The 14,330-nt window shown below is 66.5% G+C and carries 13 protein-coding genes and 1 tRNA gene; 11 read left to right on the top strand and 3 right to left on the bottom strand.

Annotated features, from left to right (window positions below; genetic code table 11):
* The first annotated feature begins 266 nt into the window (after positions 1–266).
* A complete protein-coding gene (locus ACY9XZ_RS06070) occupies positions 267–2,312 on the top strand; it encodes a DEAD/DEAH box helicase (protein ID WP_463456162.1) in 2,046 nt (681 codons plus the stop codon).
* Positions 2,313–2,392: 80 nt separating this feature from the next.
* On the top strand, positions 2,393–4,480 hold the full coding sequence (locus ACY9XZ_RS06065) for an MSCRAMM family adhesin (RefSeq protein WP_463456161.1): 2,088 nt from the start codon (positions 2,393–2,395) through the stop codon (positions 4,478–4,480).
* Positions 4,481–4,515: 35 nt separating this feature from the next.
* Here ACY9XZ_RS06065 and ACY9XZ_RS06060 read toward each other — a convergent pair whose 3' ends face one another.
* Entirely contained in the window at positions 4,516–4,689 is a 174-nt protein-coding gene (locus tag ACY9XZ_RS06060) for a hypothetical protein (RefSeq protein ID WP_463456160.1), read from the bottom strand.
* Between the two features lie 140 nt (positions 4,690–4,829).
* Here ACY9XZ_RS06060 and ACY9XZ_RS06055 point away from each other — a divergent pair, with 140 nt between their 5' ends.
* Entirely contained in the window at positions 4,830–6,704 is a 1,875-nt protein-coding gene (locus ACY9XZ_RS06055; protein ID WP_463456830.1) for an SLC13 family permease, read from the top strand.
* Between the two features lie 55 nt (positions 6,705–6,759).
* Positions 6,760–6,832, top strand: a tRNA-Pro gene (locus ACY9XZ_RS06050).
* Positions 6,833–7,036: 204 nt separating this feature from the next.
* Here ACY9XZ_RS06050 and ACY9XZ_RS06045 read toward each other — a convergent pair.
* The gene (locus ACY9XZ_RS06045) at positions 7,037–7,423 is read right to left on the bottom strand and encodes a hypothetical protein (protein ID WP_463456159.1); all 387 of its coding nucleotides are present in this window, start codon (positions 7,421–7,423) and stop codon (positions 7,037–7,039) included.
* A 199-nt stretch (positions 7,424–7,622) separates the two neighbouring features.
* Here ACY9XZ_RS06045 and ACY9XZ_RS06040 point away from each other — a divergent pair, with 199 nt between their 5' ends.
* From ACY9XZ_RS06040 to ACY9XZ_RS06015, 6 genes are all read left to right on the top strand, one after another.
* The gene (locus ACY9XZ_RS06040; RefSeq protein ID WP_463456158.1) at positions 7,623–9,719 is read left to right on the top strand and encodes a minichromosome maintenance protein MCM; all 2,097 of its coding nucleotides are present in this window, start codon (positions 7,623–7,625) and stop codon (positions 9,717–9,719) included.
* Position 9,720: 1 nt separating this feature from the next.
* On the top strand, positions 9,721–9,993 hold the full coding sequence (locus tag ACY9XZ_RS06035) for a DUF7854 family protein (RefSeq protein ID WP_463456157.1): 273 nt from the start codon (positions 9,721–9,723) through the stop codon (positions 9,991–9,993).
* Positions 9,994–10,164: 171 nt separating this feature from the next.
* A complete protein-coding gene (locus tag ACY9XZ_RS06030) occupies positions 10,165–10,500 on the top strand; it encodes a DUF7855 family protein (protein WP_463456156.1) in 336 nt (111 codons plus the stop codon).
* Positions 10,497–11,306, top strand: coding sequence for a DUF7856 family protein (locus tag ACY9XZ_RS06025; RefSeq protein ID WP_463456155.1), 810 nt, complete (start codon positions 10,497–10,499; stop codon positions 11,304–11,306). The genes ACY9XZ_RS06030 and ACY9XZ_RS06025 overlap by 4 nt, the downstream gene beginning before the upstream one ends.
* Positions 11,307–11,338: 32 nt before the next feature.
* Positions 11,339–12,103 carry a DUF7857 domain-containing protein gene (locus ACY9XZ_RS06020; protein WP_463456154.1) on the top strand — a complete coding sequence of 255 codons (765 nt, stop codon included), beginning with the start codon at positions 11,339–11,341 and terminating at the stop codon, positions 12,101–12,103.
* Positions 12,100–12,816, top strand: coding sequence for a MinD/ParA family ATP-binding protein (locus ACY9XZ_RS06015; protein WP_463456153.1), 717 nt, complete (start codon positions 12,100–12,102; stop codon positions 12,814–12,816). The genes ACY9XZ_RS06020 and ACY9XZ_RS06015 overlap by 4 nt, the downstream gene beginning before the upstream one ends.
* Here the strand turns inward: ACY9XZ_RS06015 and ACY9XZ_RS06010 are convergent.
* Positions 12,795–13,655, bottom strand: coding sequence for a transcription initiation factor IIB (locus ACY9XZ_RS06010; protein ID WP_463456152.1), 861 nt, complete (start codon positions 13,653–13,655; stop codon positions 12,795–12,797). The genes ACY9XZ_RS06015 and ACY9XZ_RS06010 overlap by 22 nt on opposite strands.
* Before the next feature lie 170 nt (positions 13,656–13,825).
* Here ACY9XZ_RS06010 and ACY9XZ_RS06005 point away from each other — a divergent pair, with 170 nt between their 5' ends.
* Positions 13,826–14,320 carry a DUF7858 family protein gene (locus ACY9XZ_RS06005; protein WP_463456151.1) on the top strand — a complete coding sequence of 165 codons (495 nt, stop codon included), beginning with the start codon at positions 13,826–13,828 and terminating at the stop codon, positions 14,318–14,320.
* The last annotated feature ends 10 nt before the right edge of the window (positions 14,321–14,330 follow it).

Below are 14,330 nucleotides of genomic sequence, written 5' to 3'. Positions count from 1 at the left end.
ATTCCACGGTGGGTGGGACTGAAAGGGGCCGAGCGCTGCGAGGGCGAACACAGTGAGCCCTCGCGTCGCGTGAACGGAGAACGAAGTGACCCGTGAACGGAGGGCGAGTCTGACGACTGTAGCACCGCAGCGAAGCGAGGAGCGCACGGAGTCAGACGAGTCGTCCGCGAGGGGGCTTTCTGGCTGTTCAACTCACCGGCACCAACAGTAGAGACCCCTACATCTAGTCCGAACCGCTCAAGTAGCGCAGTCGCCTCTAGACGACTGTGTCACAGCAGGCCGCACAGGTAGAGACGCTGTTCCTCCACGAACACGGCGAGGAGTTCCGCGTCGCCGCCCACCGGGACGGCGAGCGGCTCTTCCACGGCATCCTCGAACTCAAGGAGACCGATGCCGGCCCCCGCCCGCGTCGCCTCCGGGTGAAAGACGGGACCAGCGAGGAGCTTCGCTCGCCCGACCAGTTCGTCGACCTCGCCCGCCGTGCGGCCCGCATTCGTATCTCCGAGCAGACCGCCCCGCTCGCACGCGAGCGCATCCGCGAGATGCTCGACGCGTACCAGATCGAGGCCAAGGTCGTCCGGACCTGTCGGCTGTGTGCCTCCGACGGCCGCTATTCGCCGATTACGAGCGAGACGGCCATCGAAACTGACGACGAGACTATCTGTCCGGAGTGCGCTCGCCAACAGCTCGACCGCGAACTCGCGTTCAAGGGGAGCATCGGCAGCGACGCGCGCGACCGACTCGAAGAGCTGCTGCTCGAAGTGCAGGACCTCGACCGGGTGACGAACCTCCTGTCGGGGCAGCTGGACCCGGACCTGACGAAGTTCGACGAGATTTCGGCGACCGTCGACGAGGTCGACCCGGTCCGCGTCGACTCGCTGGACCTCCATCCGGGGATGCAGGAGCACCTCGAATCCCGATTCGACACCCTGCTACCGGTCCAGAGCCTCGCCGTCGAGCACGGGGCCACGGAGGGCCGCGACCAGCTGGTCGTGAGCGCGACGGCGACGGGGAAGACGCTCATCGGCGAGATGGCCGGCATCGACCGCGTCCTGAACAACAAGGGCACGATGCTGTTTCTCGTCCCGCTGGTCGCGCTGGCGAACCAGAAATACGAGCAGTTCCAGGACCGCTACGGCGACATGGTCGACGTGTCCCTGCGCGTGGGTGCGAGCCGGATCGCCGACGAGGGCGGTCGCTTCGACCCCGAAGCCGACGTCATCGTCGGGACCTACGAGGGGATCGACCACGCGCTCCGGACCGGCAAGGACCTCGGCACCGTCGGCACCGTCGTCATCGACGAGGTGCACACGCTCGGCGAGGACGAGCGGGGTCACCGGCTCGACGGGCTGATTTCGCGGCTGAAGTATTACTGTGAATCCGGCGGCGCACCCGACAGCGGCGACACGCAGTGGATCTACCTCTCGGCGACGGTCGGTAATCCGGGCCAGCTGGCCGACCAGCTCCGGGCGACGCTCATCGAGTTCGAGGAGCGGCCGGTCCCCATCGAGCGCCACGTCACGTTCGCCGACGGCCGCGAGAAGATCGAGACCGAAAAGAAGCTCGTCAAGCGGGCCTTCGACAACAAGTCCAGCAAGGGCTACCGCGGCCAGACCATCATCTTCACGAACTCCCGACGGCGCTGTCACCAGATCTCGCGGAAACTGGAGTACAGTTCCGCGCCGTACCACGCCGGCCTGGACAACCGGAAGCGCCAGCGGGTCGAGCGGCAGTTCGCCGATCAGGACCTCGCGGCGGTCGTGACGACGGCGGCGCTGGCCGCCGGGGTCGACTTCCCGGCCTCACAGGTCATCTTCGACTCGCTGGCGATGGGTATCGAGTGGCTCACCGTCCAGGAGTTCAGCCAGATGCTCGGCCGGGCCGGCCGTCCGGACTACCACGACAAGGGCACCGTCTACATGCTGGTCGAACCCGATTGCACGTACCACAACAGCATGGAGATGACCGAGGACGAGGTGGCCTTCAAGCTCCTGAAAGGCGAGATGGAGCCGGTCATCACCCGCTACGACGAGGGCGCGGCCGTCGAGGAGACGCTGGCGAACGTCACCGTCGCCGGCAAGGAGGCCAAGCGGCTCAACGACCGGATGGTCGGCGAAGTGCCGACCAAGCACGCACTGGGGAAGCTACTGGAGTACGAGTTCATCGACGGCCTCTCGCCGACGCCGCTCGGTCGGGCCGTGACCCGGCACTTCCTCGCGCCTGACGAGGCGTTCCAGTTGCTCGACGGCATCCGGAAGGGGCAGCATCCCTACGAGATCGTCGCCGACATGGAACTGCGCGACGAGCACTGAGCGGCCCGCGCCCGCCCGGACCTGTCGGCCGAGTATCCTTTCGGCGTACATTCTTGTAGCGGCACGTTCTTCCGGTGTCCATGGGCCTGTTCGATACCATCCGTCGCGCCGTCGGCGGCGGCGATTCGTCGACCGACGGGGACGAGACGACGGCCGGAACCGACCGGGCGTCCGACGACGGGCCGGAACTGCTGGACACGGCGACGCTCGACCCGCCAGCCTTTCGCGAGTACGCCGAGCGCGTCGTCGACGGCGCGGACCCGCTGGCGTTCGACCCCGCTGCGCTCGCGCGCCTCGATACGGCTATCGAAGAGAGCTACGGCGGCGAGACTGTCGGCGACGCCGCGGGCACGACGACGTACACCGAGAACACGGTGCGGTTCGGGAGCTATCTCGGCGAACTTCTCGTACGGGCGTACGACGGCGAGTGGGTCCAGTCCGACGGCCGCTGGGGCGTTACCGTCGCCGGCCCGGACGACGAGGTGGCCGTCGCGGTGTTCGACGTGGCCGCCCGTTCCTTCGGCGACGAGCCAGTGTTCGCGGCCGTCGTGACCCGTCTGGAATCCGAACTGGCACTCGATACCCCACAGGGAACTGACGACGACGGGGGGGCAGCGGATGCGGACGAACCCGACGCCGACGGCGTCGGTTCGGAACCGACACGGATCGTTAGCCGCGTCGACGACGGCCAGGCGGACGAGCGCGACGAACCACCTGAATCGACGCCGACGGACGAGCGAGGTGAGGCAACTACCGGCGATACCGCTGATCCCGATTCGTCCCAGGCCATCGAGACGGAGCCGACCCGCGTCGTCCGGCCAGTCGAATCAGAGTCGGAGGGCGACGACCGGTCCGACGACACCGACCCGACGCCCGTCGTCAGTCGGGTCGCTGACGAGCCAGCGAACGAGGCACCACTGGACGACGAAACCGATAGCCTGCCCTCCAATAGTAGCGGGGATGCAGACCCCGATACGACCGATTCAGCGCCGGACGATGCCGGCAGCGAGCCGTCGGCCGCTGAAACCGTCGGCGAGGGATCGACTGACGACTCACTCGACGCGGGGCCGGCCACCGACACCGCCGCCGAGCAGTCGGTGGATGGCACCGCCGACGAGCAACCAACGGCCGAGACACCACCAGCGGAATCAGCCCTTGACGCCTCTGCGGATGAACGGTCTGTCGACACGACTGATGCTGTCGAGACGACGGCCGATGATACGGTCACGACCGACGAAGCGGCCACCTACATCGACGAAGCGGAGCCGGCGTCTGACAGTGCTACAGCGGACCCCTTGGACGAAGCGCCGGCCTCCGAGACACCTCCCGAAGACTCGACTGCCGACGCTCACGACGAGGACCGGACTGTTGACACCGCGCCCGCGGGGGGTGTCACTGACACGTCTGACGGCGAACCGGCGACCGACACAGCCGACGACGGAGCGGCCGGGGCATCGATAGACGACGAACCGGCCCTCGATAGCTCGCCGGATACGCCAGCAGACGCCGCTACAGACGCGGAGGCGGTTTCCGAAACGACGGGTGACGAGTCGCCTGCGGACACCGCTGACGCCGCGGGGGCCGATGACACGCCGACGGCCGTTGCGGAATCCGATGCTGGGGACCTGCCCGATGACGGCCCCGACACATCGGCCCCTGCCGAGGATGTCGAGGCGTCCGGTGCCACTGATGATGCACCGTCACAGGGTTCGGCCGCTGACGCGATGGATCACTCGTGGGACGCCGGAACGGTCCGCGCGGACCACGCCGAGACCGCCGTCGAGTTCGCCGACTTCTGGGGCGAGCACGACCTCGATTTCTCGCCGGCCTCGCTTTCGCGCCTCGACGGCCTCGTCGATGCAGAGTGGGACGACGAGCGCTTCGCCGAGACGACGTTCGGGAGCGACGCGTCCTTCGACGACCGCGCGTTCACCAGCGTCGTGCGGGAACTCGGCGGCTACTTCGGCGAGGTGCTGGTCCGACGACTTGACGGCGAGTGGACCGACGAGACGGCCCACGAAGCGGCCGTCGTCGTCGGCGGTCCGGGCGGGCAGTTCGCCGTCCCCGTCTTCGAGGTCGCGATGACGTCGCTCAGAAAACAGGCGGTGTTCGGCCGGAGCTACGACGCCCTGCTCGAAGATCTCGGCCGTGACGGGCCGACGCGGTAGCGACGTTACTCAGGCCAGGTGGTTTCTCGCTGTTGCTAGTCAGAGATGGGTATGACTGACGTGCTCTCACATTCGGGACACTCGTCGTGGTCCGTGTAGAGGAGCGTGTCACACTCGATGCACCGGTGGGTCGCTTCGTCGTCGGTCGCGTTCCCGACCTCCTGTTTCAGCTCCTCGACTTTTCGACCGAGATCGTTGAAAAGGCTCATTGCTGTTCGTTCGGCCCGGACAGGGATAAACGTCGGCCGCCGGTTCGGCCGTCCGGGACGCCCCCGCTCGCAAACGACACATCCTTTTGTCACTGGCTGCGCAGGTGCCAGACGTGTCGCTGCCACCTGTCACGCCGGGGATGTTGTTCGTGTTCGCCGTCATCGTCGCCGCGCTGGTGCTGTTTGCGACGGAGGCGCTGCCCGTTGACGTGACCGCTATCGGCGTCATGGTCGCGCTGATGCTGGCCGAACCGGTGACGACGCTCGCGGCCGATGTCGGCCTGCTCGCCGAGCCGGTGTACGTGTTACACCAGGCTGGCGACGGGATTTCGCCGCTGGATCGCGGGCTCTCGGGCTTCGCCTCGACGGCGACGATCACGGTGCTTGCGATGTTCATCCTCTCGGACGGCGTCCAGCGGACCGGCATCGTCCAGATTCTCGGCGCGAAAATCGCCTCGCTGACTGGGGACAGCGAAACGAAACAGCTCAGTGCGACCGTCGGACTGGTCGCGCCCATCTCCGGGTTCATCAACAACACCGCCGCCGTCGCCATTCTCCTGCCGATGGTCACCGACATCGCGCACAAGGGCAAGCTCTCGCCGTCGAAACTCCTCCTGCCGCTGTCCTACGCCTCGATGTTCGGCGGGATGCTGACGCTCATTGGTACCTCGACGAACATCCTCGCCTCGCAGCTCTCGGCCGAACTGATCGGCCGCCCGTTCAGCATGTTCGAGTTCACCCAACTCGGGATCATCGTCACCATCGTCGGGACGATCTATCTCCTCACCGTCGGTCGCTATCTGGTTCCGTCGCGTATCCCGGCCGAAGAGGACCTCACTGAGGAATTCGAGATGGGTGAGTACCTCACCGAAGTCGTCGTCCGGGAGGACTCCCCGCTTATCGGTCGGACGGTCGGGGGTGCCCTCTCGACCTCCGAGTTCGACGTCGATGTCGTTCAACTGGTTCGGGGCGGGCGGACCTTCCTCGAACCGCTCGGCCAGAAGGCCATTCAGGGTGGCGACGTCTTCGCCGTTCGGACGGACCGTGACACGCTCGTCGACCTCCTCGACGCCGAAGGACTCGATATGATCCCGGAGGTCGAGGTCGACGAGGCCGAACTCGAAACTGCCAGTGAGCGAAAGAACCTGGTCGAGGTCGTCGTCGCTCCAGGGTCCTCGCTCATCGGCGAGACGCTCGTCTCCTCGAACTTCCGCCAGCGCTACGACGCGACCGTGCTGGCGCTTCGCCACGGCCAGGAACTGTACCGCCAGCGGATGGACCACGTCAAACTCCGCATCGGCGATACGCTCCTGGTGCAGGCCACCCCCGAGAGCATCGAGCGGCTCAACCTCAACAACGACTTCATCGTCGCCCAAGAGGTTCAGCGGCCGGATTTCCGCCGGTCGAAGATCCCCGTCGCGGTTGGTGTCGTCGCTGCCGTCGTCGGCGTCGCGGCGTTGACCCCGATCCACATCGTCATCTCGGCGCTGGGCGGCGCGCTCGCGATGGTCCTCACCGGCTGTCTCCGCCCGCAGGAACTGTACGACGCGGTCCAGTGGGACGTCATTTTCCTGCTTGCGGGCGTCATCCCGCTTGGCATCGCGCTCCAGGAGACCGGCGGCGCTGATCTGCTCGCGGAACTGTTCGTCATGGGTGCCGGCAGCGTCCTCACCGCCGGGGGCGGCCTCGCAGTGGTTCTCGGGCTGATGTATCTCGTGACAGCGCTGCTGACGAACATCATCTCGAACAACGCCTCCGTCGTCCTGATGATCCCCGTCGCCATCGAGACCGCCCAGCAACTGAACGCCAATCCATTCGCGTTCGTCCTCGCCGTCACCTTCGCCGCCTCGACGGCGTTCATGACGCCGGTCGGCTACCAGACGAACCTCCTCGTCTACGGTCCCGGCGGCTACCGCTTCACTGACTACCTGAAGGTCGGTGCGCCGCTACAGGCCGTCTTCGCCGTCGTGACGACGCTCGGCATCGCGTACTTCTGGGGCCTCGCTCCCGCGTGACACGGCCGTCTCGCAACGAAACCCTTTACTCGCTGTCGGGTCGATTGGTGGGTACGGGATCGTGGGGTAGCTTGGTAACCTTCGGGCCTTGGGTGCCCGCGCCCCTAGTTCAAATCTGGGCGATCCCATACCCGCGACACTGGAAGCGGCCTTTTCCCGCTTCTGCCGTCGATCTCCTTCCGGAAAGTCTCCGCGAGCCGACGCGCCCGCGGGAACGAGGGTCGGCAGGCGGTCCGCACCCGGTGTATATCATAGTGATTATTGCGATTGTTTGCCGCTCCGACCGCACGCTGTCGTGCGGTCGATGTGGTACTGACTCGCAATAATCACTATCAGGCCCGCATGTCCTGCGAGAGGTCGAAAACCAGGTCAACGACGGCCAGCCACAGCGCCACCTCTCGGGCCGGGACACCCAGCACGGTGCCAGTGGGGTCAACGAATCCCGACAGGAGGAAGCCGATGAGAACCGCGTTCGACGGGGCGTGTTCGATACCGGCGTAGGCGAACGGCTGGCGCCCCCGTCTGAGTCGGAATTCGTCGTACACGTCTTTGAGCAGTGATACAACAAGCACGCCGAACAGCAGCCACTCCGGGAACCGCCCGAGTGAGACACGGATACCACCGTACAGCAGGAGGAAGAAGACGGTGTACCCGAGGTAATGCCAGCCCCGTGCGACGAGCCGCTGACGTGGTGACAGGTTGGGTGTTCCGTGTGGCATTGGTTCGACAGACGCGGAGTGGACACGAAAACATTGTCCCGCCGTCGTCCCGAGGTGGCTGGGCTCGACGACTCGGCGGCGGGATAGGGGTGTGCCGGAGGAGACACCAGCGAGGGGGCAGCCCCCGAGCGCATCGTTTCAGTTCCACCCCGGTTTGCGAACCTTCTTAGGCCAGTGGGCATAACCACTGTCCACTCAAATGGCGACCGCCGAGAACACCGAACTCATCGACCGCTTCGAGGAGTTCTACCGTAACTACTATCGCAACGAGATCGGTGAGCTCGCCCAGAAATACCCCAACGACCAGAAGTCGCTGTACATCGACTGGGACGACCTCTATCGCTTCGACCCGGATCTGGCCGACGACTACCGCACGAAGCCCGAACAGATTCAGGAGTACGCCGAGGAGGCCCTTCGGCTGTACGACCTCCCGGTCGATGTCTCGCTCGGACAGGCCCACGTCCGCGTCCGGAACCTCCCTGACTCGGAGGACATCCGTGACCTGCGACACGAACACCACGGGAACCTCGTTGCCGTCAGAGGCATAATCCGGAAGGCGACCGACGTGCGCCCGAAGGTTATCGAGGCGGCCTTCGAGTGCCAGCGCTGTGGGACGCTCACGCGCATCCCCCAGACCGCCGGCGATTTCCAGGAACCCCACGACTGCCAGGGCTGTGAACGGCAGGGGCCGTTCCGGCTCAACACCGACCAGTCCCAGTTCATCGACGCCCAGAAGCTCCGGGTGCAGGAGTCCCCCGAGGGGCTGCGTGGCGGGGAGACGCCCCAGTCCATCGACATCAACATCGAGGACGATATCACGGGCCACGTCACTGCCGGCGACCACGTCCGCGTGACCGGGATCCTCAAACTCGACCAGCGGGGCAACGACAACGAGAAGTCCCCGATGTTCGACATCTACATGGAGGGCGTCAGCGTCGAAATCGAGGACGAGCAGTTCGAGGACATGGAGATCACCGACGCCGACAAGAAGGAGATCGTCGAACTCTCCAACGAAGCCGACATCTACGACAAGATGGTCGGCGCTATTGCGCCCTCTATCTACGGCTACGAGAAGGAGAAGCTCGCGATGATGCTCCAGCTCTTCTCGGGGGTGACCAAGGAGCTTCCTGACGGATCGCGAATACGTGGTGACCTCCATATGTTGCTGATAGGGGACCCGGGAACCGGGAAATCTCAGATGTTATCATATATCGAGAATATCGCACCACGCTCTGTCTACACCTCCGGGAAGGGGTCTTCGAGCGCGGGGCTTACAGCGGCCGCCGTTCGCGACGACTTCGGCGACGGCCAGCAGTGGACGCTGGAGGCGGGCGCGCTCGTGCTCGCGGACCAGGGCATCGCCGCCATCGACGAACTGGACAAGATGAGCCCGGAAGACCGCTCCGCGATGCACGAGGCGCTGGAACAGCAGCGTATCAGCGTTTCCAAGGCGGGAATCAACGCAACACTCAAATCCCGCTGTTCGCTGCTGGGCGCGGCCAACCCCAAGTACGGGCGCTTCGACCAGTACGAGCCTATCGGGGAGCAGATCGACCTCGAACCGGCGCTCATCTCCCGCTTTGACCTCATCTTCACCGTGACGGACAAGCCCGACGAGGAGAAAGACCGCAACCTCGCCGAGCACATCATCCAGACCAACTACGCCGGCGAGCTCCACACCCACCGGACGGAGAACCCCACTTCGAACTTCAGCGAGGAGGAGGTCGGCACGGTCACCGAGGAGGTCGCACCGACCATCGAGCCGGACCTCCTCCGGAAGTACGTCGCCTACGCCAAGCGAAACTGCTTCCCGACGATGACCGAGGAAGCGAAAAGTCGCATCGAGGACTTCTACGTCGACCTGCGGATGAAAGGACAGGACGAGGACGCGCCGGTACCCGTCACGGCCCGAAAGCTGGAGGCGCTGGTCAGGCTGGCCGAGGCGTCCGCCCGGATTCGCCTCTCGGACACCGTCGACGAGGCCGACGCCGACCGCGCGGTCGACATCGCGCACTACTGCCTGAAGGAGATCGGTGTCGACCCCGAGACCGGCGAGTTCGACGCCGACGTGGTCGAGACGGGGCAGTCGAAGACCCAGCGCGACCGCATCCAGAACATCAAGGGCATAATCTCGGACATCGAGGACGAGTACGACGAGGGCGCGCCCGCCGACGTGGTCATCGAACGCGCCGAGGAGGTCGGCATCGACGAGTCCAAGGCCGAACACGAGATCGACAAGCTGAAACAGAAAGGCGAGGTGTACGAGCCCCGTACCGATCACCTCCGAACGACCTGATATGGATCGGATCTCCGCACTGCGCAACATCGAGGAAGCGCTGGCCGAGTTCGAGGCCGGGTCGCGGTCGCTGGCTGATCTCGAACGGGACGTCCGCGGGACGCTCCGGACCTACGCGACCGAGTTCGAGGGCGACCTGCAGGCCTATCGGGCCAGCGGCGGGGCTGCCGTGGATGGCCTCGTCGTCCTCGCGCCGTCCGAAACGGCGGCCCGCGACCGGGTGCGGGATCTCGTCTCGGACGCTGGCGAATTCACCGTCTCACCCGTCGAATAGGTCTTTCCAGCATCGGTAGTTGTTCTCGGTTCCCGCTCCGACACGTGTCTGCAGTGGCGAGTCTCGTGTCCGGCCGTTGCCGCTATTTTCCGCCTGCATTACTGTATATATTCATGCCAGATAAAATTCAATTCAGTAAAATTTTATAGTAATAATACCAATGTCCAGCCAGTGCTACTCGTCGTCACCTACTCCCGGGCGGCACGCAGAGACCTGCGGAACGTCTGTCGTGCCCACGAAGACTGCGTCGTTCGACAGTTCGGGAGAGCAGCGCTGGTCTCCGGAACCGAGTTCGGGGCCTTCCAGGCGCTCCGGCTCCACGAGAAACACGGGCTTGACGTTCAGATCGAGCACGTCGAGCCGTTCGAGCCGGCGGATGTCCCCGATCACGTCCGCGAGGCAGCCAAACGGTACGAGGCACGCGAGGAACCGGCGACGCCCTACGAGCGGTTCGCGTCGGGCCGTGACCTCCCGGACCCGGACCAACTCCGAGGCGTCGACCTGTGAAGCTCCGCGTCGCTGGAACCACGTACACGGGTGCGGTCGTCGACCTCAGGGCGAGAGATATCGGCGGCAGGGCTCTCGCCGAGAGCATCCGCGGCCAGCGATGTCTCCCGGCCGTTTCCTGTCCGGAGCCGTCGTCCGTGTACGCCTACGCCGGACACGTCCACCCGTCGATGGGGTTGCGAACGCGGACTGCGCTCGCGGCCGCCGCCCGATCACAGGGCCACGCGACGCCCCAGGACGGGGCTATCGCCGACTGTCGGGAGCGACTGTCCGAACTTGACTGCCCGCCGCCGGACCTCCCGGAGCCTGTGGATCCGGTCCCGGATGCGACTATCGACGGCCTGCAGGAAACGGTAGCCACCCATCGCGGCCGGCTCACCGCTCGACAGGCGGTCGGTGCGGACGACGGAGCAGTACGAACCGAGCTCCGGGATGCGGCGGCGGAACTGAGCGAACGGGAGACGCGCCGGACTGCCGCCAGAGAGACCCGCGAACTCCGCCGGGAGCGGGCACGCGCCTACCGGGACACGCTGGAGGAACAGCGACGGCTTGCCGACGAACTGGCGAACCGCCGGCGGCGCGCTCGGGCAACCCTCGTCGACCGGCTCTCCGGTGCGTTCGCTCGGGCGGTCGAAGCGGCTCCGGGGCCGGTTCCCGACGACCCGTTCGACGCCGATCCCGTGACAGCCGCCCTGGCCGTGCTTCGGATAGCTCGAACGCCCGCACCGGTCGTCCTCGGAACGAATCGGTTCGGGACGCCAGCGGCTGCCGCGGACTGGCTCGATGCGCCAGTCGTCCGCTACTGAGTTTTAAATCGGAAGGCCGGGCCACCACTCCTATGGTTAGCTTCGACTGTCGCGCCGAGCGAGTCGACGACGTGACCCTCGTCACGGCGACCGTCGGCGACATCGCCGAACCGACTCGGATCACCGTCCGGAACTGTCTCGATGGCCCCCTCTGGCCGCCGAGACGGCAGGGTGTTCCCGAGGCCGGCTGGACCGAGGACGGGTTCGAGGGCGTTGTCGGCCCGGGTGTACACGCGCTCGGTTACGCGACGCCGGCTGCACCGGGCGACAAGCCGGCAGAGCTGGTGAGTGCCGAGCCCGCGGATAGTACCGTAGCGGACGAGCGGTTCGACTCTGCCGACGCTGTGCTCCGAGAACTCGGCGACCCGTCGCCGCCTGCTGACGCCGTGCCGACACCCGAACCGGCACGGGCGGCCGATTCTCCGAGCCGCCGGTCGGGCGCATCCGCGGTCGAACAGGGGACGGAACCACGGAGACCCGCTGTCCAATCGCCAGCCGAGTCGCGAATCAGGTCAGGGCAGCGGTCGGCCCAGCAACTCCCCGATACTGTCTCGCAGTGGCTCGAAGCGGTTGCTCGGCGCGTCGACCGTGCCGAGCGGCTGGCCGAGGCGGATTCGCTGTCGGCGGCAACGGCTGCGGTTCGCGCGACGGACGGCTTGACGGGGGTCCGGCGGGTCGCCGCACGCGGCGATGCGGACGAACAGATGCTTCGGGCGCTGGCACGGCGGGCCGAGCGGCTCGCTGACCGACGGGCGGCCGCCACGGTGCCGACCGAGACGCTGTCCCGCCTCGCATGATTCTGGCAGTCACCGGTGGCAAGGGCGGCGTCGGCAAGTCGACCATCGCGTACAATCTCGCGGCGGAACTCGACGCGCGCGAACGGCCCGACAGCGAGGCCCCGCGCTCGAAAGTGAACGCTGGGAGCGTCGTCGTCGACGGCGACCTCGGGATGGCGGACCTCCCGTCCAGCCGCGGCCCCGATCTGCACGACGTTCTCGCCGACCGTGCCGACCCGCACGAAGCGATCCGCGAAGACGGCCCCGTGACGGTCGTTCCCTGCGGGCGCACGCTGGCCGGCGCTCGCAGCGCCGACTTGCAGGGCCTCACGGACGTGTTCGCCGCGCTGGAGCGGACCTATCGCTGGGTCATCGTCGACTCGCCGGCCGGCCTGCACGCCGATGTCGGTCTGCCCCTCTCGGCCGCCGACGCCGCGATACTCGTGACGACGCCGGAGAGCGCAGCCCTCGCCGACGCGCTCCGGGTCCGGGCACTGGCCCGTGAACTCGACGCCGGCCTCTGTCGGGTCGTCCTCAACCGCGCTGGTCCGAACCCCGCGACAGGGGCCGTCGCGGACCGGTTCGGGGCGCCAGCCGTCGCTGTCCCGGAGAGCGAACCGCTGGCGACGGCACAGGCGCACGGACAACCGCTTCGAGAAACAGCACCGAACGTGTCAGCGCGGCACTCGCTCGAATCGCTCGCCGACGCCGTTTACTCCTGTAGCTCGGTGTAGGTCCCGCGGAGCGTGACCGGCGTCACGTCCGCCGTCTCCGCCGCTTCGGCCTGCGTGAGCGCGACGTCCTGTTCCTGGGCCGCGGTGTACAGACACGCTGCCGCGACGCCGGCCGGATTGCGTCCACTGACCAGGCCACGGTCCTGTGCCTCGTCGACGAGTCGCTCTGCGCGCTGGCGGACCGCGGTCGGCAGATCGAGCGTCGTCGCGAACCGGGGCACGTACTCCCGCGGATCTATCGGACCGGTCGGCAGCCCGAGTTCCCTGTTCAGGGCGTCGTAGGCCGCGCGAAGCTCCGACTGATTCGCTTTGGCGACGGTACAGAGTTCGTCGACGGTTCGGGCGACGCCTTCGGTCCGGCAGGTCGCGTAGATGGCTGCGGCCGCGAACCCCTCCAGCGTTCGTCCCTGCAGCAGGTCCTCGTTCTGTGCGGATTCGAACAGCACGCACGCTCGGTCCCGGATGGCGTCCGAGAGCGCCATCGAACTGATGATACGCCGGATCTCGGTGAAGGCGTACACCTTGTTTCGCTCGCGTTTCGAGCTGATCTGTGCGCGGTTGTGCTCGCGGCGGAGGCGGGCGAACTGTCGGCGCTTGCGCCCTTTCAGCCGCGTCGATCGACCGATCTTCGTCGAGAGACCGCGGTCGTGACGCGACCGCGTCAACGGCGCGCCGGTGCGTGCTCGATTGTTGTCTTCGTCGTCGAACGACCGCCACTCCGGGCCGGGGTCGATGGCGTCCTCGCCGACGACCAGCCCACAGTTGCCACAGACCGATTCGACGCCCTGCTGTTTGATCGACCCGTTACACTCCGGACATTGCGTCACCGTCGTGCTCATGTTTCGACCTACGCCCGGACGGAGGGTTAAAAAGACGATGCAGAGCCGGGTTTACGGGCGATTTCCGGCGAATTCACCTACCGGTTATCGGTAGGTTACGGTTCGATCAGACCATGGTGCGTATCGAGATACCGACAGTATTAAATTCCAGATACGGAAAGAATATTTTAATGGCATTGTCGGATATCGCTGCCGGTGTCGAGGTCACGACCCGCCAGCGTGACCGCGGCGTCGCCGCTGTCGACGAGACGGACGCGTCCCTCTCGGAGCGGCTGGCTCCGGTCGCCGACGAGCTCCCGTGTTCGGCGGCGACGGCGGCGACCGTCGTCGAGGCCTACGCGGCCGGCAGGAGCGTCGGCGACGCGGGCCGCGCTGCCGGGATTGCGCCCGTGACCGCCGCCAAGACGCTCCATCTCGTCGGCGAGCACGTGTCGCCGGTCGGTCCGCAGGGCCGTGAGCTGGTCGCCGATTGGCTTGCCGGGGAGCTCTCCCGCAGCGACGCTATCGCACTGGCCGGCGTGACCGAGCAGGAGTTTGCCCTGGCGGCGTACATCGAGACCCACGAGCCGCTGCCGGCGGCCCGCGATGCGGTGGAGGGGGCGCTTACGACCGAGGAACGGGACCCGTTAGGGGAGACGATGAGCGATGTCGGCGAGCTGCTGTGAGCGGTGTGCG

This window comes from Haloarcula sp. HT12 (genome assembly GCF_055271655.1).
The sequence above is the reverse complement of the archived record's forward strand: the minus strand, read 5'-3'. Positions and strand labels throughout refer to the sequence as shown.

Bases quoted from the DNA above. Each gene is read 5' to 3' on its own strand.
- ACY9XZ_RS06040 (WP_463456158.1), top strand. From the start codon at position 7,623: ATGGCGACCGCCGAGAACACCGAACTCATCGACCGCTTCGAGGAGTTC.
- ACY9XZ_RS06060 (WP_463456160.1), bottom strand. From the start codon at position 4,689: ATGAGCCTTTTCAACGATCTCGGTCGAAAAGTCGAGGAGCTGAAACAG.
- ACY9XZ_RS06035 (WP_463456157.1), top strand. From the start codon at position 9,721: ATGGATCGGATCTCCGCACTGCGCAACATCGAGGAAGCGCTGGCCGAG.
- ACY9XZ_RS06055 (WP_463456830.1), top strand. From the start codon at position 4,830: ATGTTGTTCGTGTTCGCCGTCATCGTCGCCGCGCTGGTGCTGTTTGCG.
- ACY9XZ_RS06020 (WP_463456154.1), top strand. From the start codon at position 11,339: ATGGTTAGCTTCGACTGTCGCGCCGAGCGAGTCGACGACGTGACCCTC.
- ACY9XZ_RS06010 (WP_463456152.1), bottom strand. From the start codon at position 13,655: ATGAGCACGACGGTGACGCAATGTCCGGAGTGTAACGGGTCGATCAAA.
- ACY9XZ_RS06015 (WP_463456153.1), top strand. From the start codon at position 12,100: ATGATTCTGGCAGTCACCGGTGGCAAGGGCGGCGTCGGCAAGTCGACC.
- ACY9XZ_RS06045 (WP_463456159.1), bottom strand. From the start codon at position 7,423: ATGCCACACGGAACACCCAACCTGTCACCACGTCAGCGGCTCGTCGCA.
- ACY9XZ_RS06005 (WP_463456151.1), top strand. From the start codon at position 13,826: ATGGCATTGTCGGATATCGCTGCCGGTGTCGAGGTCACGACCCGCCAG.
- ACY9XZ_RS06065 (WP_463456161.1), top strand. From the start codon at position 2,393: ATGGGCCTGTTCGATACCATCCGTCGCGCCGTCGGCGGCGGCGATTCG.